The sequence below is a fragment of the Pseudorhodoferax sp. LjRoot39 genome (genome assembly GCF_964253035.1).
In the GTDB taxonomy this organism is placed as follows: domain Bacteria; phylum Pseudomonadota; class Gammaproteobacteria; order Burkholderiales; family Burkholderiaceae_C; genus Pseudorhodoferax.
This window is the reverse complement of the sequence record NZ_CAXUQL020000001.1, coordinates 4,908,075-4,927,755: the sequence shown is the minus strand read 5'-3', so window position 1 is coordinate 4,927,755 and position 19,681 is coordinate 4,908,075. Positions and strand designations below refer to the sequence as shown.

16 protein-coding genes and 1 pseudogene are annotated in these 19,681 nt (G+C 69.1%); 14 read left to right on the top strand and 3 right to left on the bottom strand.

Annotated elements, in window-relative coordinates; all coding sequences use genetic code 11:
• Positions 1-6 precede the first annotated feature (6 nt).
• The 10 genes from ACSQ4M_RS23000 to ACSQ4M_RS22955 are packed head-to-tail and all read left to right on the top strand — an operon-like array spanning position 7 to position 9,505.
• Positions 7-1,182 carry an acetyl-CoA C-acyltransferase gene (locus ACSQ4M_RS23000; protein ID WP_436191728.1) on the top strand — a complete coding sequence of 392 codons (1,176 nt, stop codon included), beginning with the start codon at positions 7-9 and terminating at the stop codon, positions 1,180-1,182.
• Positions 1,182-1,625, top strand: coding sequence for a PaaI family thioesterase (locus tag ACSQ4M_RS22995; RefSeq protein ID WP_436191727.1), 444 nt, complete (start codon positions 1,182-1,184; stop codon positions 1,623-1,625). The genes ACSQ4M_RS23000 and ACSQ4M_RS22995 overlap by 1 nt, the downstream gene beginning before the upstream one ends.
• Complete coding sequence (locus tag ACSQ4M_RS22990) at positions 1,622-3,442, top strand: acyl-CoA dehydrogenase (protein ID WP_436191726.1); 1,821 nt, start codon at positions 1,622-1,624, stop codon at positions 3,440-3,442. The genes ACSQ4M_RS22995 and ACSQ4M_RS22990 overlap by 4 nt, the downstream gene beginning before the upstream one ends.
• A gap of 48 nt (positions 3,443-3,490) precedes the next feature.
• A complete protein-coding gene (locus tag ACSQ4M_RS22985) occupies positions 3,491-3,697 on the top strand; it encodes a hypothetical protein (protein ID WP_436191725.1) in 207 nt (68 codons plus the stop codon).
• Positions 3,698-3,734: 37 nt separating this feature from the next.
• Complete coding sequence (locus ACSQ4M_RS22980; RefSeq protein WP_436191724.1) at positions 3,735-4,529, top strand: SDR family oxidoreductase; 795 nt, start codon at positions 3,735-3,737, stop codon at positions 4,527-4,529.
• Positions 4,526-4,945 (top strand): PaaI family thioesterase, encoded by a 420-nt coding sequence (locus tag ACSQ4M_RS22975; protein ID WP_436191723.1) that lies wholly within the window; start codon positions 4,526-4,528, stop codon positions 4,943-4,945. The genes ACSQ4M_RS22980 and ACSQ4M_RS22975 overlap by 4 nt, the downstream gene beginning before the upstream one ends.
• A 22-nt stretch (positions 4,946-4,967) precedes the next feature.
• Positions 4,968-5,984, top strand: a complete 1,017-nt coding sequence (locus ACSQ4M_RS22970; protein WP_436191722.1) for an NADP-dependent oxidoreductase — start codon at positions 4,968-4,970, stop codon at positions 5,982-5,984.
• Between the two features lie 20 nt (positions 5,985-6,004).
• Positions 6,005-7,639 (top strand): isovaleryl-CoA dehydrogenase, encoded by a 1,635-nt coding sequence (locus ACSQ4M_RS22965; protein ID WP_436191721.1) that lies wholly within the window; start codon positions 6,005-6,007, stop codon positions 7,637-7,639.
• 17 nt (positions 7,640-7,656) lie between these two features.
• Positions 7,657-8,586 carry a glutathione S-transferase family protein gene (locus ACSQ4M_RS22960; protein WP_436191720.1) on the top strand — a complete coding sequence of 310 codons (930 nt, stop codon included), beginning with the start codon at positions 7,657-7,659 and terminating at the stop codon, positions 8,584-8,586.
• A 16-nt stretch (positions 8,587-8,602) separates the two neighbouring features.
• Complete coding sequence (locus ACSQ4M_RS22955) at positions 8,603-9,505, top strand: SDR family oxidoreductase (protein WP_436191719.1); 903 nt, start codon at positions 8,603-8,605, stop codon at positions 9,503-9,505.
• A 12-nt stretch (positions 9,506-9,517) separates the two neighbouring features.
• On the opposite strand, the pseudogene ACSQ4M_RS22950 reads toward ACSQ4M_RS22955, so the two are convergent.
• Together ACSQ4M_RS22950 and ACSQ4M_RS22945 are read right to left on the bottom strand one after the other, a co-directional pair.
• Positions 9,518-11,950 (bottom strand): annotated as a pseudogene (locus ACSQ4M_RS22950) (diguanylate cyclase domain-containing protein); the annotation flags it as partial.
• A gap of 712 nt (positions 11,951-12,662) precedes the next feature.
• On the bottom strand, positions 12,663-13,427 hold the full coding sequence (locus tag ACSQ4M_RS22945) for an N-acyl amino acid synthase FeeM domain-containing protein (protein WP_436191718.1): 765 nt from the start codon (positions 13,425-13,427) through the stop codon (positions 12,663-12,665).
• 226 nt (positions 13,428-13,653) lie between these two features.
• Between ACSQ4M_RS22945 and ACSQ4M_RS22940 the strand changes: the two genes are divergently transcribed.
• From ACSQ4M_RS22940 to ACSQ4M_RS22925, 4 genes are read left to right on the top strand one after another with little or no spacing between them, the layout of a single operon-like run.
• Positions 13,654-16,023 carry a Tex family protein gene (locus tag ACSQ4M_RS22940; protein WP_436191717.1) on the top strand — a complete coding sequence of 790 codons (2,370 nt, stop codon included), beginning with the start codon at positions 13,654-13,656 and terminating at the stop codon, positions 16,021-16,023.
• A 28-nt stretch (positions 16,024-16,051) separates the two neighbouring features.
• Complete coding sequence (locus tag ACSQ4M_RS22935; protein ID WP_436191716.1) at positions 16,052-16,870, top strand: HDOD domain-containing protein; 819 nt, start codon at positions 16,052-16,054, stop codon at positions 16,868-16,870.
• Complete coding sequence (locus ACSQ4M_RS22930; RefSeq protein WP_436191715.1) at positions 16,870-17,838, top strand: alpha/beta hydrolase; 969 nt, start codon at positions 16,870-16,872, stop codon at positions 17,836-17,838. The genes ACSQ4M_RS22935 and ACSQ4M_RS22930 overlap by 1 nt, the downstream gene beginning before the upstream one ends.
• On the top strand, positions 17,835-18,719 hold the full coding sequence (locus tag ACSQ4M_RS22925; protein ID WP_436191714.1) for a YbgC/FadM family acyl-CoA thioesterase: 885 nt from the start codon (positions 17,835-17,837) through the stop codon (positions 18,717-18,719). Before ACSQ4M_RS22930 ends, ACSQ4M_RS22925 begins: the two co-directional genes overlap by 4 nt.
• On the opposite strand, the gene ygfZ is transcribed toward ACSQ4M_RS22925, so the two are convergent.
• Complete coding sequence (gene ygfZ / locus ACSQ4M_RS22920) at positions 18,695-19,633, bottom strand: CAF17-like 4Fe-4S cluster assembly/insertion protein YgfZ (RefSeq protein ID WP_436191713.1); 939 nt, start codon at positions 19,631-19,633, stop codon at positions 18,695-18,697. The genes ACSQ4M_RS22925 and ygfZ overlap by 25 nt on opposite strands.
• Between the last annotated feature and the right edge of the window lie 48 nt (positions 19,634-19,681).

The following is a 19,681-nucleotide window of genomic DNA, read 5'->3' as shown; positions in this document are numbered from 1 at the left end:
ATTGCCATGACCAACGCCGTCATCGTTTCCACCGCCCGCACGCCGCTGACCAAGAGCTGGAAGGGCGCCTTCAACATGACCTACGGACCCACGCTGGGCGCGCACGCCGTGCAGCATGCCGTGCAGCGCGCCGGCATCGAGGGCGCCGAGGTCGAGGACGTGATCATGGGCATGTCGCTGCCCGAGGGCACGACGGGCGGCAACGTCGCGCGCCTGATCGCCATCCGCGCCGGCCTGCCGGTCACCACCGCCGGCCTCACGATCAACCGCTTCTGCTCCTCGGGCCTGCAGTCCATCGCGCTGGCCGCGCAGCGCATCGTCGCGGGCGAGAACGATGTGCTCGTGGCCGGCGGCCTGGAAAGCATCTCCTGCGTACAGCAGGAGGTCAACCAGCACATGGCCGTGGACCCCGAGCTCAAGGCCATGAAGCCCGAGATCTACTGGAACATGCTGCAGACCGCCGAGCAGGTGGCCAAGCGCTACAACATCGGCCGCGCCGCCATGGACGAGTACGGCGCCGCCAGCCAGCAGAAGGCCGCGGCCGCGCTGGAGGCCGGCCTGTTCAAGCAGGAGATCGCGCCCATCACCGTGACCATGGGCGTGGCCGACAAGACACTGGGCCTGACCACCAGGAAGGTGACGGTGGAGAACGACGAGGGCATCCGCCCCGGCACCACCTTCGACGCGATCCATGGCCTGCGCTCGGCGCTGCCGGGCGGGCTGATCTCGGCCGGCAATGCGAGCCAGTTCTCCGATGGCGCAGGCGCCTGCGTGCTCATGCACGAATCGCTGGCCCAGAAGAAGGGCCTGCAGCCGCTGGGCCGCTTCCTGGGCTTCGCCGTGGCCGGCTGCGAGCCCGACGAGATGGGCATCGGCCCGGTGTTCGCGATCCCCAAGGTGCTGGGGCGCCTGGGCCTCACGGTCAACGACATCGACCTGTGGGAACTCAACGAGGCCTTCGCCGTGCAGGTCATCTACTGCCGCGACAAGCTCGGCATCCCGCCCGAGCGGCTCAACGTGAACGGCGGCGCGATCGCGGTCGGCCACCCCTACGGTGTGTCGGGCCAGCGCCTCACGGGCCATGCGCTGATCGAGGGCAAGCGCCGCGGCGCCAAGAAGGTCTGCGTGACCATGTGCATCGGCGGCGGCATGGGCGCGGCCGGCGTGTTCGAGGTGCTCTGATGGTCCAGCCAGTGCCATCGGCCGAAGAGTTCCTCGCCTTCGGCCGCCAGGCGCTGGCATCCCAGCCCTTCAGCCAGTTGCTGGGTGCGGAGCTGACGGCGCTGCAGCCCGGCCTGGTCGAACTGCAGCTGCCGCTCACCGTGCAGCTGCAGCAGCAACACGGATTCGCCCATGGCGGCGTGCTGAGCTACCTGGCCGACAACGCGCTGACCTTCGCGGGCGGCACGGCCATGCGCGTGCCGGTCGTGACGGCCGAGTTCAAGATCAACTACCTGCGGCCCGGCGTGGGCGAGCGCCTGATCGCGCGTGCGCGCGCCGTGCACGTGGGCCGCTCCCAGGCCGTCTGCAGCTGCGAGGTGTTCGCGCTGCAGGACGGTGCCGAGAAGCTCTGCGCGCTGGCGCAGGGCACGATTGCCGCCTTGCCCGAGAAAGCCACCCCATGAGCCTGCGCCCCCTGCTGGACTTCCTGCTGTACGACTGGCTGCAGGCCGAGAACCTGGCCAGCGCCACGCGCTATGCCGAGCATTCGCGCGAGACCTTCGACGCCGTGCTCGACACCTGCGAGCGCATCGCGCGCGAGAAGTACGCACCCTTCAACCGCCTCGTGGACACCGAGGAGCCGCGCTTCGACGGCGAGAAGGTGATCCTGCCGGCCGCCACGCAGGCCGCGAGCCGCGCCTATGCCGAGTCCGGCATGCTCAGCGCCGCGCAGGACTACGACGAGGGCGGCATGCAGCTGCCGTACACGGTCGAGGCCGCGGCCAACGCCTTCTTCGCGCTGGCCTCGGTCAGCATCAACTCGGCGCTGCTGACCAAGGGCAATGCCAATTTGCTGCTGGTGCACGGCACGGATCTGCAGAAGGCGGTGTTCGCGCGCAACGAATTCAACGGCCGCTTCTCGGGCACCATGTGCCTGTCCGAGCCGCAGGCCGGCTCCTCGCTGTCGGACGTGGCCACGCGCGCCGTGCCCGATGGCGAGGGCTTCGAGGCCGATCCGCTGGGCCCGCGCTACCGGCTCACGGGCAACAAGATGTGGATCTCCTCTGGGGAGCACGAGCTCAACGAGAACATCGTGCACCTGGTGCTGGCCAAGATCCCCGGGCCGGACGGCAAGCCGATCGCGGGCACGCGCGGCATCTCGCTGTTCATCGTGCCCAAGAAGCTGGTCGACACCGCAGGCCAGCTGACGGGCGAGCGCAACGACGTGGCGCTGGCCGGCCTGAACCACAAGCTGGGCTGGCGCGGCACGACCAACACGCTGCTGAACTTCGGCGAGGGCAAGTACCCCGTGCGCGGCAGCGCAGGCGCCATCGGCTACCTTGTGGGCCAGCCGCACGAAGGCCTGCGCTGCATGTTCCACATGATGAACGAGGCGCGCATCGCGGTCGGCACCTCGGCCACCATGCTGGGCCTGGCCGGCTACTACGCTGCGCTGGACTACGCGAAGAACCGCCCGCAGGGCCGTCCCCAGGGCAAGGCCGGCAAGGATGCCAGCGCGCCGCAGGTGCGCATCATCGAACACGCGGACGTCAAGCGCATGCTGCTCGCGCAGAAATCGTACGGGGAGGGCGCGCTCGCGCTGGAGCTGTACTGCGCGCGCCTGGTCGACGTGCAGCGCACCGGCGATGCGCAGGCCGTCGCCGAGGCCGGCCTGCTGCTGGAGGTGCTGACACCGATCGCCAAGAGCTGGCCCAGCGAATGGTGCCTGGAGGCCAACTCGCTCGCGATCCAGGTGCATGGCGGCTACGGCTACACGCGCGATTTCCCGGTCGAGCAGTACTGGCGCGACAACCGGCTCAACATGATCCACGAGGGCACGCACGGCATCCAGGCCATGGACCTGCTGGGCCGCAAGGTGCGGATGGAGCAGGGCCGCGGCCTGCAGCTGCTGGGTGCGCGGCTGGAGCAGACCATCGCGCGTGCCGGCGCGCAGCCGGCCCTGGCCGGCGAGGCACAAGCCCTGAAGGACGCCTGGGCCCAGGTGCTGCAGGCCACGCAGGCGGCCTGGGCCGGTGGCGAGCCCGAGCGCGCGCTGGCCAATGCCGTGCCCTACCTGCAGGCCTTCGGCCACACGGTGCTGGCCTGGATCTGGCTGGACGTGGCCTGCAGCGTGCCGGAGGCCGGTGGCGCAGCGGCGCAGGGCCGCCTGGCCGCCATGCGCTTCTTCTACCGCTACGAGCTGCCCAAGATCGGCGCCTGGCTGGCCGTGGTGGCGCGCTGCGACAGCACCTGCCTGGACCTGCCCGAGGAAGCCTTCTGAGGCTGCGCACGTGACAGCCGGGCCGAAAGGCTTGGGTACAGTGCACGCATGGCAACACCCCGAAACCTCAAGCGGCTCCAGAACCTGGTCTGGATCCTCATCTATGGCGGCCTGCTGACGCTGGTGTTCGGCCTGGCGGTCGGACGCGGCGAGGAGACGGTGCTGGGCCACAGCCTGGTCGTCGGCGGCGCCGTCGTCGCGGCGGTCGGCGTGGTGCTGATCTTCGTGCGGGCGCGGCTCAAGCCGTCTCCCTGAACCCCCTACCGATTCTCAAGAAGAAACAAGGAGCAACATGAGCCGCAACATCCAGCAGCTTTTCGACCTGAAGGGCAGGACCGCCCTCGTGACCGGTGGCTCACGCGGCCTGGGCCTGCAGATGGCGCACGCCCTCGGAGAGGCCGGCGCGCGTGTGATGCTGAGTTCTCGCAAGGCCGAGGACCTGGAGCAGGCCGTGGCCGAACTCAAGACCGCCGGCATTGAAGCCGACTGGATCGCCGCCGACTGCGCCAAGGAAGACGAGACGCGCGGCCTGGCGGACCAGACGCTGGCGCGCTTCGGCCGCGTCGACATCCTGGTCAACAACGCCGGCGCGAGCTGGGGCGTGCCGGCCGAGGAGCACCCGGTGGCGGCCTGGGACAAGGTCATGAACCTCAACGTGCGCGGCTACTTCATCCTGGCCCAGCAGATCGCCAACGGCTGCATGATCAAGCAAGGTGGCGGCCGCATCATCAACATCGCCTCGATCGCGGCGCTGAACGGCAACCCGGTCGGCATGAAGACCCTGGCCTACAACACCTCCAAGACCGCCGTGATCGGCTTCACGCGCACGCTGGCGGCCGAGTGGGGCCGCTACGGCATCACGGTCAACGCGATCTGCCCGGGGTTCTTTCGCACCAAGCTGTCCAACGGCCTCATCGACAGCCTGGGCGAGGACAAGATGAAGGCCGGCGCCCCGCTGCAGCGCCTGGGCGACGACGAGGACCTCAAGGGCATCACGCTGCTGTACGCGAGCGACGCGGGCAAGCACATCACGGGGCAGTGGCTGGCCGTGGACGGCGGCGTCAGTGTCGTCCTGGGTGCCGCATGAGCACGCCGATCCAGCAACTCTTCGCCGTGCCCTTCATCGACCACCTGGGCATCACGCTCACGCGCTTCGAGGACGGGCAGTCCGAGATGCGCTACGAGGCCAGGCCCGAGCACCTGAACAACTTCCACGTCACGCACGGCGGCGCCTGCATGACGCTGCTGGACGTGACCATGGCGGCGGCGGCGCGCAGCCTGCGGCCCGAAATGGGCGTGCTGACCATCGAGATGAAGACCAGCTTCATGCAGAGCGCGCGCGGCCCGCTGGTCGCCCTGGGCAGCGTGCTGCAGGCCACCGGCCGCATGGCCTTCACCGAGGCCCGCATCGAAGACCAGGAGGGCCGGCTTTGCGCGCATGCCACCGGCACCTTCAAGTACATCCCGCGCGCGCCGGCCATGGCCGAGCCGCCCAGCGACTGAACCCACTTCAACGGAGACCACCATGCCACGCAACCAGCAGATCCTTCTCGACAACCGTCCCCAGGGCGAAGCCCAGGCCAGCAACTTCAAGCTCGTGGAGAGCGACACGCCGGCCCTGGCCGACGGCCAGGTGCTCGTGCGCCACCACTTCATGAGCCTGGACCCTTACATGCGCGGGCGCATGAACGAGAGCAAGAGCTACGCACAGCCGCAGCCCCTGGGCCAGGTCATGCAGGGCGGCACCGTGGGCGAGATCGTCGAGAGCCGCAACCCGCGCTTCGCCGTGGGCGAGAAGGTGGTCGGCTTCGGCGGCTGGCAGCAGTACAGCGTGGTCGACGCCAACCTGCCGGGCGTGCTGCGCAAGGTGGACACCAGCCAGGTGCCGCTGTCGCACTACCTGGGCGCGGTCGGCATGCCCGGCGTCACGGCCTGGTACGGCCTGGTCAAGATCATCGCGCCCAAGGCCGGTGACACGCTGGTCGTGAGCGCGGCCAGCGGCGCCGTGGGCAGTGCCTTCGGCGCACTGGGCAAGGCGCGCGGCTGCCGCGTGGTCGGCATCGCGGGCGGCCCCGACAAGTGCGCCTACGTGAAGGACGAACTCGGCTTCGACGACTGCGTCGACTACAAGGTGCACGGCGACGTGAAGAGCCTGTCGGCCGCGCTCAAAGCCGCCTGCCCGGACGGCATCGATGGCTACTTCGAGAATGTGGGCGGCTTGGTCATGGACGCCGTGATGCTGCGCACCAACGCGTTCGCGCGCATCGCGCTGTGCGGCATGATCGCCGGCTACGACGGCGCGCCGTTGCCCATGGCCAATCCCTCGCTGCTGCTGATCAACCGCATCAAGCTCGAAGGCTTCATCGTCAGCGAGCACATGGAGGTCTGGCCCGAGGCCTTGGCCGAACTCGGCGGCCTGGTGGCCAGCGGCAAGCTGCGCCCGCGCGAGTCCATCGCCCAGGGCCTGGCGGCGGCGCCCGAGGCCTTCCTGGGCCTGCTCAAGGGCCGCAACTTCGGCAAGCAGCTGGTACAACTCGCCTAAGTTTTTTCCAGGAGGTCGCCATGGACCAGACGCACGAAGTCTTCAACCAGAGTTCGGCGCTGGTCGATGTCGACCTGTTCGCCACCAACCGCGGCCTGCGCGATGCGCTGGCCTTCCACGCGCCCGATCTGCAGCTCGCGCCGCTGCAGTCGCTGGGCCGCGAACTCGGCACCGCCGCGATGCAGGCGCATGCGCGGCTGGCCAATGTGCACGGGCCGCAGCTGCACACGCACGACCGCTTCGGCCGCCGCGTGGACGAGGTGGAGTTCCATCCGAGCTACCACGCGCTGATGGCGGCCGCCGTGGGCGCAGGCCTGCACGGCACGCCCTGGGCCGGCGGTGCGCATGCCCATCTGCAGCGCGCGGCCGGCTTCATGCTGTTCACCGAGCTCGAGCCCTCCATGCTGTGCCCGATCTCGATGACCTATGCGGTGGCGCCTGCGCTGCGCGGCAATGAAAACATCCACGCCGACTGGTCGCCCAAGCTGCAGAGCCGCTGGTACGACCCGCAGCTGCGCTTCGTCGCCGACAAGCCCGGCGTGACCATGGGCATGGGCATGACCGAGAAGCAGGGCGGCTCGGACGTGCGCGCCAACACCACGCGCGCGGAGCACGCGGGCCGCGACGGCTGGGGCGAGCGCTATGCGATCACGGGCCACAAGTGGTTCTTCTCCGCGCCCATGTGCGATGCCTTCCTGGTGCTCGCGCAGGCGCCCAGCGGGCTGTCGTGCTTCTTCCTGCCGCGCGTGCTGCCGGACGGGACCCGCAACGCCATCCGCATCCAGCGCCTGAAGGACAAGCTCGGCAACAAGGCCAACGCGAGTTCCGAGGTCGAGTTCCATGGCGCCCAGGCCTGGCTGGTCGGCGAGGAGGGCCGTGGCGTGCCGCAGATCCTCGAGATGGGCACCATGACGCGGCTGGACTGCGCGCTGGGCACCTCCGGGCTCATGCGCCAGGCGCTCGCGCTGGCTCTGCACCACACGGCCGAGCGCAAAGCCTTCGGCAGGACGCTGGCATCGCAGCCGCTGATGCGCAACGTGCTGGCCGACCTGGCGCTGGAGTCCGAGGCCGCCACCGCACTCGCGCTGCGCCTGGCCCATGCCTTCGACCGTGCCGACGATCCCCATGAGCAGTTGATGGCACGCCTGCTCACGCCCGTGGCCAAGTTCTGGATCTGCAAGCGCGGCAGCGGCTTCGGCCAGGAGGCCATGGAATGCCTGGGCGGCAACGGCTATGTGGAAGAGGGTGGCGAGGGCGTGATGGCCCGCATCTACCGCGAGATGCCGCTCAATTCGATCTGGGAGGGCGCCGGCAACATCATGGCGCTGGACCTGCTGCGCGTGCTGCGCAAGGGCGACGTGGCCGAGGCCCTGGCCGCGGAACTGGCGCCTGCGCGCGGCAACGCTGCGCTGGACCGCATGGCCGCCGTGCTGCCGCAACGCATCGCACAGATCGAAGGCGAGACCGAGGCGCGGCGCCTGGCCGAGGACATCGCGCTGGCGGTGCAGGCGGCCCTGCTGGTGCGGCATTCGGCCCCGGCGGTGGCCGACGCGTTCTGCGCCTCGCGCATCCAGGGCGACTGGGGCCGCAGCTACGGCAGCCTGCCGTCGGCCTGCGACTTCGATGCCATCATCGCGCGCGCCATGCCCCACTGAACAAAGGAGAACGCCCCATGTCCGACCTGATCCTGCACCACTTCGCCACCTCGCCGTTTTCCGAGAAGATTCGCCTCGTGCTGGGCTACAAGCAGCTGGCCTGGAAGTCGGTGCACATCCCGCCCATCATGCCCAAGCCCGACGTGGTGGCGCTGAGCGGTGGCTACCGCAAGACGCCGCTGCTGCAGATCGGTGCCGACATCTACTGCGACACCGCATTGATCTGCGATGTGCTGGAACACCGGCAGCCGCAGCCCAGCCTGTACCCGCCGCAGCACAAGGGCATGGCGCGCATCCTCGCGCAGTGGGCCGACACCAGCTTGTTCTGGGCCGCCATGGCCTATGCGATGCAGCCCAAGGGTCTGGCCGACATGTTCGGCAACATGCCGCCGGAGGCCGCCAAGGCCTTTGGCGAAGACCGCCGCGCGATGCAGGTCGGCATGACACGGCTGCGCCCGTTTGATGCCGCGGCGGCGCTCAAGTCCTACCTGCGCCGGCTGTCCGAGTCGCTGGAATCGCAGGCCTGCCTGGTCGATGCCACGCCGGGCCTGGCCGATTTCGCGGCCTACCACCCGCTGTGGTACGTGCGCACGCGCACGCCGTCGATGGCCGGCATCCTCGATGCATTCCCGTCGGTGCTGGCCTGGATGGACCGCATGGCCGCCATCGGCCATGGCCAGCACGACAAGCTGGCCAGTGGCGATGCGGTGGCCATTGCGGCCGCGGCCGAACCCTTGCCCGTGGCGGGCCAGACCTTCCAGGACGAACACGGCATCGCCCTGGGCAGCCGCGTGACGGTGGCGGCCGAGACCTTCGGCCTGGAGACCACCGAGGGCGAACTGGTCGCGGCCACGCGCATGCACTACACCTTGCGGCGCACAGATGCGCGTGCGGGCACGGTGCATGTGCATTTCCCGCGTGTCGGCTATGTGCTGAAAGCTGTCTGACGAGAAAGAGACGAGCGTGATCAAGGACTTCAAGAACAAGACTGCCGTGCTGACCGGCGCCGGCTCGGGCTTCGGCCTGGAATGCGCGCGCATCGGTGCGCGGCTGGGCATGCGCCTGGTGCTGGCCGACGTGCAGCAGGACGCGCTCGACAAGGCCGCTGCCGAACTCAGTGCCCTGGGTGCCGAGGTGCTGCCGTTCCGGCTCGACGTGTCCAAGGCCGAGCAGGTCGAGGCCCTGGGCGCGGCCACGCTGGCGCGCTTCGGCGCGCCGCACCTGGTGTTCAACAACGCGGGCGTGGGGTCGGGCGGCCTGATCTGGGAGAACAGTGCGCGCGACTGGGAATGGGTGTTCGGCGTCAACGTGATGGGCGTGGCCCATGGCGTGCGCGTGTTCACGCCCATGATGCTGGCGGCCGCCCAGGAAGATCCGGCCTGGCGCGGCCACATCGTCAACACCGCCAGCATGGCCGGCCTGCTGACGCCGCCCAACATGGGCATCTACAACGCCAGCAAGCATGCCGTGGTGGCGCTGACCGAAACGCTCTACCAGGACCTGGCGCTGGTCACCGAGCAGATCAGCGCCTCGGTGCTGTGCCCGTACTTCGTGGCCACCGGCATCGACACCAGCGAACGCAACCGCCCGGCCGACCTGGCGGCCGGCGCAGTCTCGCGCAGCCAGCAGGTGAGCCAGGCCATGATGGGCAAGGCCGTGGGTTCGGGCAAGGTGTCGGCCGCCGAGGTGGCGCAGAAGGTCTTCGACGCCGTGGCGGCGAACCAGTTCTACATCTACAGCCACCCACGCGCGATCGGCTCGGTGCAGGTGCGCATGGAAGACATCCTGCAGCAGCGCAACCCGACCGACCCGTTCGCGCACAAGCCCGAGCTGGGCGTCGAATTGCGCAAGGCCTTGCGCGGCTGAAACCTCGGTTCAGTGCAGCCGGCGCGTCCGGTTCTGCTCGAACAAATCGACCTGCAGCACGGCGTCGTCCGTGCGCTCCAGCGAGGCCGTGTAGCGGGCCAGTTCGGCGTCCTCGATGAAGCTGGCCGAGGAGGAGGCCGCCAGCAGCCGCTCGGCCGACTGGGGCCGCGCGATCGCGTAGCCCTGCACGTAGTCCACGCCGATCTCCACCAGGGTGCGCACGGTCGCCAGGTCTTCGGCCCATTCGGCCACGGTGCGCATGCCCAGGTTGCGGCCCAGGTTCACGATGGCTTCCACGATGGCCACGTTGGCCGGGTGCTTGTTCATGTTGACGATGAAGCTGCCGTCGATCTTGAGCAGGTCCGCCGGCAACTCCTTGAGGTAGGAGAACGAGGTGTAGCCCGCGCCGAAGTCGTCCAGAGCGACCTTGGCGCCGTAGCTGCGCACCTTGTCGATGAAGCGCCGCGTGTTGTCCAGGTCGTGCAGCGCCACGCTTTCGGTGATCTCGAAGCACAGGAAGCTGGCGACGTGGATGTTCTGCGCCAGCAGCGTGTAGACGTCGTTCATGAACTTCTCGTCGTTGAGCGAGGCGCCCGACAGGTTCATGCAGACGAAGCGGGTGTTGCGCAGCCTGGTCAGGTGGGTGTTGAGCCAGGTCAGCGCGGCCGACAGCACCCAGCGGTCGATCACGCCCATGCGGCCGCTGTTCTCGCCGGCGGAGATGACGCGGTCGGTCGGCACAAGCTTGCCGTCCGCATCCCGCATGCGCAGCAACACCTCGAAGTTCAGCGAGGCGTGCGGTGCCGACAGCGACATGATGGGCTGCATCTGCAGAAACAGGCCCTCGGTGGCACGGCCCCCAGACAGGCGCTCGACCAGCTGCAGCTCGGCATGGTGGTCCTGAAAGGCCTGGGCGTTCTTCTCGTAGACCACCAGGCCCTCGTTGTGGCGCGTCTTGGCCTCGCGGCAGGCGCGGTCGGCGGTGGACACGGCGTCCTTGAAGCGGGTGCCGGGGCTGACCTCGATCAGGCCGATGGAGCCGCGCACATGGAAGGCTTTGTCGCCCACGCGGTAGGGTGTGCCGCCGATGGCCGAGACGATGCCCTGGCAGATCACGGCGGCCAGCGGCATGCGCGTGTCGGGCATCATGATCAGGAACTCGTCGCCCCCATGCGGCCCAGCGCCATGCTGCCCGACAGCATGTTGCCCACGCGCGCACAGACCTGCTGCAGCACCTCGTCGCCGGCGTTGTGGCCGAACAAATCGTTGATGAGCTTGAAGCGGTCCAGGTCCAGGTAGGCCAGGGCCAGCGGATGGCTGTCGTCCATGCCGGCCAGCGCGCGTTCGAGTTCGCGCTCGATGCCGCGACGGTTGAGCACCTTGGTCAATGCGTCGTTGTTGGCCATGAACTGCAGTTCCTCGGTCGCGCGCGAGGAGTCCGTCACGTCCTGCAGCGAGCCCTCGACCTTGTCACGCGCGCGCGCGGCCTTCACCAGGAAGCGCTTGTGCAGACCACCGCCTTGCGGCTTGCGGCCCCGCAATTCGAGCGACACGTTGTCCTGGGTCTGCAGCAACTGCAACAGTTGCACCCAGGCGCCTTCATGGAAGTAGCGGTCCCATGCTTCGCGGCCCGGTGCCAGCACGTCGGTGGCCAGCATCGTGCGCAGGGCCGGGTTGGCGCTCGTGAAGCGGCCCTGCAGGTCCAGCGTGAACAGGCCGATCGGCATGGCCTCGAAGGTGTGCTCCAGCTGGGCCTGGGCTTCCAGGCGCTGGTTGTGCTCCTGGCGCATCTGCTCGGCAATGGCCAGCGAGGCGAGCAGGCTGGACGAAAGCGCGGCCGTGACGCTGTTGACGGCGCCGATCAGGCCGCGCATGCCGACCGCGGCCGAAACCACTTCGTACAGGCTGGCGGCCAGCGTCACGGCGAGCGAGGCGCTGTACCACATGGCCACGCGAGAGCGCGTGCGGACCAGGATCTGGCCCAGCAGGAACACCGCGATGCAGGTGCCCAGGCCAGTGGCGGCCCAGATGTAGGGCAGCACCGTGCCGTACGGCAGCAGTGCCGACATCACCAGCAGCGGCGGGGCCGGCCACATGATGACGCGCAGCAGCGGCGCATAGCCGACCTTGGCCAGGTCTTCGCGGAACAGCTCGCGGAACAGTGTGGCCGTCAGCGTGTAGTACAGCGACATCGTGAACAGCCGCATGCGCGGCATCCATTCGGTCGGCACGGTCCGGCCCAGCCACTGGGCGTCCCAGCCGGCGGACAGTGCGCCCATGCGCAGGTTCACGAGCAGCCAGACCGCGAACAGCACGTACATGCCGCTGCGGTTGACCAACGCGGTGGTGAGCACGAACAGCGCCAGCACGATGAGGCCACCGTCCAGCAGCCCGGCGTTGCGGTGGAACTCGAAGCCGGAATTGACCAGGGCCGCCGTGGGCCACTGCAGCACGGTGATGCGCGCCGGCCCGACGAAATGGCTTTCGCACAGCAGGGCGGCCGGTTTGCCAGCGGCCTCCAGCCGCACCGCGAAGCCGGCCTTGGCTGCTGACAGATGGCCTTCGCTGGACATGCGGCTGGCGCTGCCCAATGGCTGCAGCGTGGCGGCATTCCAACAGCGCAGGTCGGTGGCGTGGCGCGAAGCGAACTCGATGCTGTCGGTGGCGGCATCCACCCGCTGATCGGCCAGCGGCACCAGCATCCAGAACGCGGCCTCGGACAGCCGCGTGTCCTGCAGCACGACCGGGGAGGGCGCAGATCGGAGCTGCGCCAGTGCCTCCTGCGGCGACAGGCCAGCGCCGTCCGCAGGCGCTTCGACCACCTGGAAGGACAGGCTGCGCGCACCCGCGCTGCCGTACTGGTTGGACCAGGACAGGAGGGCGAACAGGCTCACCACCAGCAACACAGCCGGCAGCGCATAGATCCCCATCGCATACAAGGCCTTGTCGAGACCTGTGTTCAGCCGAGAAAGCCGCAGCACGCTGCCGTTCATGTTGTTCTCAGTCCGCCAAATGCCCGAGCCGAGCCGGCATGGTGTAAGCCGGCCACAAATTGAAACAAATTATGAAGCTAATTCGGCAGGTGCTGGGACAAATCGCGCGCGTCCGCGGCAAATTCGGAGGCTGGTCCGGGCTTTTCTCACGCCCGCCATCGCCTTTACATCTGCATTCGAGGCAGCGGTGCCGCAAGCGCGTGGGATTTCGGTCCGTTGCGGGCGGGCGCCTGGCCCAGGTCGATGTCCACATGGTCCGTACGGAACACGAACTGGAACAGCGGATGCTGCAGTTCGGCCCAGTGCTGCTCGGCGCCGCTGACCTCCAGGCACATGATGCGGTGTGGCAGATTGCCAACGTGGGCCAGCGGGACATAGCCGAGCGCAGGGTCGACATCCGTGAACAGCAGGCGCTCGTACTGGCGGTCGATGGGCGTGCGGGCCGTGATGACCATCCAGTCGATGCCCTGCTGCTGGCAGTAGAGGAAGAAGGCCTTGAACAGCACGGTCTTCACGGCGCGCCCCTGGGCCGGCTCGCCGACGCCCAGGCGGGTGGCCTCGGCCAGCGGGCTGTGGCGCATTCTGGGTGGCAGCGTCAGCGAGTGTTCCAGCGGCAATGGCGCAAATGCATTCGTCTGGATGCGCATGGTTCCCAGTGGCGTGCCGTCCAGCTTGGATTCGGCCAACAGCACCACGGTGCCGTCCATGGTGTCGTAGCTCTCGGGTGCGCGGAGGCTTTCGGCGAACGCTGGCACGTGGCGGGCATAGGCGCTGTGGCGCACATGCACCGCCTTGTGCAGGTCGGCCTCGGAACGCGCCACGCGCACGCTGAATGGCAGGCGCTCGGCCTGCGTCGGCAGTGCCAGCAACTCCTGCGTGCGCGACCAGCCAGAAGGCGCCGGGCGACCCTGGTGTTCATTCAGATTCACAGCAATCTCCCCGGCTGGCCCGCGTTGCGACAACTGCCCGCATGAACCCGCCATTGATATGTGAATGAATGTAAATTTCGGCTTCGGCGAACAGAAGTCCCGCTTTGGATGAAGCGGTTGTAGGTGTTTCGGAGACAGAACGTCCACAGAACGGTGGATGCGCGGCAGGGCGGAGGGCTATGGCAAACTGCCGCCCCTTCCCCCATTGCGCCAGCGTTTCTCCAGGATGCTCCAGAAAATCTTTCGCCAGCTCGCCGCTGAAATCAAGATCCGTGAAGACCAGGTCAAGGCGGCGGTCGACCTGCTCGATGGCGGCGCCACCGTGCCCTTCATCGCCCGCTACCGCAAGGAGGTCACCAATGGCCTGGACGATGTGCAGTTGCGCGAACTGGAGGCCCGCCTGGCCTATCTGCGCGAACTGGAAGACCGGCGGGGCGCCGTGCTCAAGAGCATCGAGGAGCAGGGCAAGCTGACGCCCCAGTTGCGCGCCGCGATCGAGGCCGCCGCCTCCAAGCAGGAGGTCGAGGACCTGTACCTGCCGTACAAGCTCAAGCGCCGCACCAAGGGCCAGATCGCGCGCGAGGCCGGCATCGAGCCGCTGGCCGACAAATTGTTCGCCGACCCGACGCTGGTGCCGGCCGACGAGGCCGCTGCCTTCGTCAAGGCCGAGAAGGGTGAGAACGGCGAAGACTTCACCACCGTGCCCGCGGTGCTGGACGGCGTGCGCGACATCCTGTCCGAACGCTGGGCCGAGGACGCCGCGCTGGTGCAGGGCCTGCGGGCCTGGCTCTGGGACGAAGGCCTGCTGCAGAGCAAGCTGGCTGCCGGCAAGGACGAGAACAACGCCGACGTTGCCAAGTTCCGCGACTATTTCGACTACGACGAGCCGATCGGCCGCGTGCCCTCGCACCGTGCGCTGGCCGTCTTCCGCGGCCGCGCCCTGGACATCCTGGACGCCAAGCTGGTGCTGCCCGACGCGGATGCAGCGCCCGCCAAGCCCGGCCAGCCCGTGCCCAGCCTGGCCGAGGGCCGCATCGCGCTGCACCTGGGCTGGCGCCACCAGAGCCGTCCGGCGGACGATCTGCTGCGCAAGTGCGTGGCCTGGACCTGGCGCGTCAAGCTGAGCCTGTCGACGGAGCGCGACCTGTTCACGCGGCTGCGCGAGGACGCCGAGAAGGTCGCCATCAAGGTCTTCTCCGACAACCTGCGCGACCTGCTGCTGGCCGCGCCGGCCGGCCCGCGCGTGGTGATGGGCCTGGACCCGGGCATCCGCACCGGCGTGAAGGTGGCGGTGGTCGATGCCACGGGCAAGCTGGTCGACACCGCCACCGTCTACCCGCACGAGCCGCGGCGCGACTGGGAGGGCGCGCTGCACACGCTCGCCCAGCTGTGCGCCAGGCACGGCGTGAACCTGATCGCCATCGGCAACGGCACGGCCAGCCGCGAGACCGACAAGCTGGCTGCCGACCTGATCAAGCGCCTGGAAAAGCTCGCGCCCGACGTGCAGCTGCAACGCGTGGTGGTCAGCGAAGCCGGCGCCTCGGTCTACTCGGCCAGCGAGTTCGCCTCGCAGGAAATGCCCGACGTGGACGTGAGCCTGCGCGGCGCGGCCAGCATCGCGCGCCGGCTGCAGGACCCCCTGGCCGAGCTCGTCAAGATCGACCCCAAGTCCATTGGCGTGGGCCAGTACCAGCACGACGTGAACCAGGGTGAACTGGCGCGCACGCTGGAGGCCGTGGTGGAGGACTGCGTCAACGCCGTGGGCGTGGACCTCAACACCGCCAGCGTGCCGCTGCTGTCGCGCGTCTCGGGCCTGTCGCCCAGCGTGGCCAAGGCCGTGGTGCGCTGGCGCGAAAGCCATGGCGCCTTTGCCAGCCGCCAGCAATTGCTGGAGGTCAGTGGCCTGGGCCCCAAGACCTTCGAGCAGAGCGCGGGTTTCCTGCGCATCCGTGGCGGCACGAATCCGCTGGACATGACCGGCGTGCACCCGGAGACCTATGCCGTGGTCGAGCGCATCCTCGAGCGCGCCGGGAAACCCGTGCAGGAATTGATGGGTCGCGCGGAGATGCTCAAGACCCTGCGGCCCGAGCTGTTCGCCAACGAGAAGTTCGGCGTGATCACGGTCAAGGACATCATGTCCGAGCTGGAAAAGCCCGGCCGCGACCCGCGTCCGGACTTCAAGGTGGCGCGCTTCAACGACAACGTCGAAGACATCAAGGATCTCGTCGAGGGGATGCTGCTGGAGGGCACGGTCAGCAACGTGGCGGCCTTCGGCGCCTTCGTCGACCTGGGCGTGCACCAGGACGGTCTGGTGCATGTGAGCCAGCTGTCCAACAAGTTCGTCACCGATGCGCGCGAGGTCGTCAAGACCGGCGACATCGTCAAGGTCAAGGTGCTGGAAGTGGACGTGGCGCGCAAGCGCATCAGCCTGACCATGAAGCTCGACGCCGCGCCTGCGCGCCGCGACGCCCCGCGCGAGAACCGTTTCGAGCACAGCGGCGCGCGCCAGCGCCACGGCGGCGGCGGGCGGCAGGAGGCTGCTGCGCCCTCGGCCATGGCGTCGGCGTTCGCCAAGCTGCAGGGCGGCAAGCGCTGAAGCAAGGCACACGCGGCGGGCAGACACCATGCAGGCGACCAGCGCCCAGGACCGGGAGCCAGAACTACCGAGCAGCCCCAAGCTGGTCGCGCTGCTGCTGACCGAGCTGTCCAGGCCCGTCCCGGACCTGCGCCGCACCAGCCAGCTGTTCTGCGGCGACCCGGCCCTGGCCATGCGGCTGCTGCGGCTGGCCAATGCCGTGCACCGCGAGGACACGCGCGGCGTCATCAGCGTGGCACAGGCACTGGCCCTGCTGCCGACCGAGGCCTTGCGCCCGCTGGCCGAGGCTGCCGCGCGGGCCAGCGTGCCCAACGCCGTGCCAGGCCTGTCGCTGCCGCAGTTCTGGCGCTTCAGCCTGCAGGTGGCCAAGCTCGCGCGCGCGCTGGCTGCCAGCGTGCGCCAGAACCAGGCCGTGGCCTACACCGCGGGCCTGCTGCACGCCATGGGCGAGCTCGTGCTGCACGCCGCGGCGCAGGACGACATGGCCTCCGTCAACCTGATTGCCAGCCTGTGCGACGTGCGCCGCGCCAAGCTGCAGCAACGCATGCTGGACACCACCTATGCCGCAGCCGGTGCCACGCTGGCGCAGCAGTGGCAGTTTCCGGGGCCCTTGGTGGATGCGCTGCGCTACCAGCTCGCGCCGTTCGAGAACGAGGTCTACGAGCCGCTGGCCGGCCTTGTGCACCTGGCGGCCTGGCGTGCGCGCACCCAGGAATCGGGCTACGACGAGCGTGCGCTGGCCACCAGCTTCCCGGGAGAAGTGGGCCTGGCCCTGGGCCTGGACATCGACATGGTGCTGCAGCAGGACCCGATCGACTGGGGCGGCGGTGGCGCCGTCCACCTCTGATGCAAAAGACCCCCCAAGACCTGTTGACGCCGACCATGCGCGGCGTGATCGACCGCATGCACCGCGCCGGCCGGCCGCCACTGCACAGCCTGCCGCCCGAACAGGCGCGTGCGGCCTATGCGCTGGGCGCCGGCGTGCTGGACATCCCGCTGCGGCCGCTGGCGCGCGTGCAAGACCTGGCGCTGCCCACGCGCGATGGCGCGCGCCTGCCGGCCCGCCTGGTGGCGCCGAGCGCCGGGGCGCCGCTGCCGGTGCTGCTGTACCTGCACGGCGGCGGCTTCACGATCGGCTCGGTCGCGACGCACGACACGCTGTGCCGCGAACTGGCGCACCAGGCCGGCTGTGCCGTGCTGTCGCTGGACTACCGGCTCGCACCCGAGCACCGTTTCCCGGCCGCGCAGAACGATGCCTGGGATGCCTTGCAATGGCTGGCCGGGGAGGGCACTGCGCTGGGCCTGGACACCACGCGGCTGGCCATCGGCGGCGACAGCGCCGGTGGCACGCTGGCCGCGGTCTGCGCCATCGCCGCGCGCGACGCGGGCCTGCCGCTGGCACTGCAGCTGCTGTTCTACCCCGGTTGCGCGGCCTTCCAGGACACCCCTTCGCACCAGCGCTTCGCCGAGGGTTTCGTGCTCGAGTCCGCCAGCATCGAATGGTTCTTCGACCAGGTGCAGCCCGACCGGTCGGCGCGCGCCGACTGGCGCTTCGCGCCGCTCAACGCGCCCGATGTCGACGGCGTGGCGCCAGCCTGGATCGGCCTGGCGGAATGCGATCCGCTGGTCGACGAGGGCGTGCTGTACGCCGACAAGCTGCGTGCGGCAGGCGTGGCGGTGGACCTGGAGATCTACCGCGGCGTGGTGCATGAGTTCATCAAGATGGGCCGGGCCATCCCGCAGGCGCGCATGGCCCATGCCGACGCAGCGCGCGCGCTCGCCATCGCCTTGCAGACGTCAGGAGACACCGCATGAAACGCCAGGACTTCCGCTTCTTCCACCGCCTGCGCGTGCGCTGGGTCGAGGTGGACATGCAGAAGATCGTCTTCAACGGCCACTACCTGATGTACTTCGACACGGCCGTCACCGCCTACTGGCGCGCGCTGGCGCTGCCGTACGAAGAGGGTTTCGCGGCGCTGGGCGGCGAGCTCTACGTGAAGAAGGCGACCGTGGAGTACCACGCTTCGGCGCGCAACGACGACCAGCTCGACGTGGCACTGAAGTGCGAGCACGTGGGCCGCAGCTCCATGCGCTTTGTCGGCGCGATCTTCCGCGGCAACCAGCTGCTGATCACGGGCGAACTGATCTACGTGTTCGCCGACCCTACCGAGCAGAAGTCGCGCCCGGTGCCGGACGCGCTGCGCGCGCTGCTGCTGGACTACGAGGCCGGGCAGGCCGTGACGCAACTGCGGCTGGACAGCTGGGAGGCCTTGCAGGCCGACGCACGCCGCGTGCGCACCGAGGTCTTCATCGAGGAACAGGGCATCGCGCGCGCCGACGAGTGGGACGAGGCCGATGCCACGGCCGTGCACGCCGTGCTCTACAACCGGCTGGAGCAGCCGCAGGCCACGGGCCGGCTGCTGCAGCACGCGCCCGGCGTGGCCAAGATCGGCCGCATGGCCGTGCGCCACATGCTGCGCGGTGCGAACCTGGGTGCCGAAGTCCTGCAGGCCCTGGTGGGGGCCGCGGCCGCGCGCGGCGACCGCGAGGTGGTGCTGCACGCCCAGCGCAGCGCCGAGGGCTTCTACTGCCGGCTGGGCTTTGCGGTGCGCGGCGAACCGTTCGACGAGGTCGGCATCGCCCACGTCGAGATGGTGCTGCCGCTGCCGGATCAGACGTCGGCCAGCAGGGCGTAGGGCAGGGGACGCAGCTGCAAGGCAGGGCCGGTGGCGCTGCCGGCGCGCAGATCCTTGGCCTCGGCCGCCGCGATCTGCACCGAGACCACCGCATCCCAGCCACCGGCGGGGTCGGCGGCAGCCTGCACCACGGTGCCCGTGGGCTGCTCGGCATCACCGGCCTGGAACACCTCCTGGCCGGCGGCCAGTTCGGCATCTGCGTGCACGACATAGGCGCGGCGCTTGAGCGTGCCGCGGAACTGACTGCGCGCCACGATCTCCTGGCCTGGATAGCAGCCCTTCTTGAAGCTCACGCCGCCGACCGACTCGTAGTTGAGCATCTGCGGCACCAGCACTTCGAACAGCTGCTGCGCGACCAGCACCACGCCGCTGCGCACCTCGGACAGCTGCCAATCCGCCAGCGGCAGCGCCGGCGCCGAGTCCACGACGTCCGGGACGGCGGCCTGCGCGGGCAACACCAGCAGCGCGCGCGGCTGGCCATCGGCCGGGTACAGCGCCACCACCACGCCGCCGCCGACCTCGCGGCGGTGCCAGGGCGCGGGTTCGCCGTCCAGCAGTGCGGCCGCGCTGGGGCCCAGCGCGCCCAGCAGCTGGAACTCCGCGGTCGCATCGCGCAGCTTGGCCTTGGCACGCATCACGAACATGGACAGGCGTTTGAGCGTGGGCGCCAGCAGGTCGCGCGCGCAGACCAGCAGCACCTGGCCGTCGGTCCAGCGCAGGCCGACGAAGCTCGCCTGCATGCGGCCCTTGGGCGAGCAGAACGCAGCGAGGCGCGCTTCATCGGGCGCTACGAGCACGAAATCCTGGCTCAGCTGGCTGTGCAGAAACTTGGCGGCGTCCTCGCCCTGGACGGCGATCACGCCCAGATGCGTCAGCGGCGCGAGGCCATTGCGGGTGTCGGCAGTGGGTTGCATGGGCTGAATTATCATGGCCGGCTCTTGTTCTCCTGGCTTGTAGGGCTG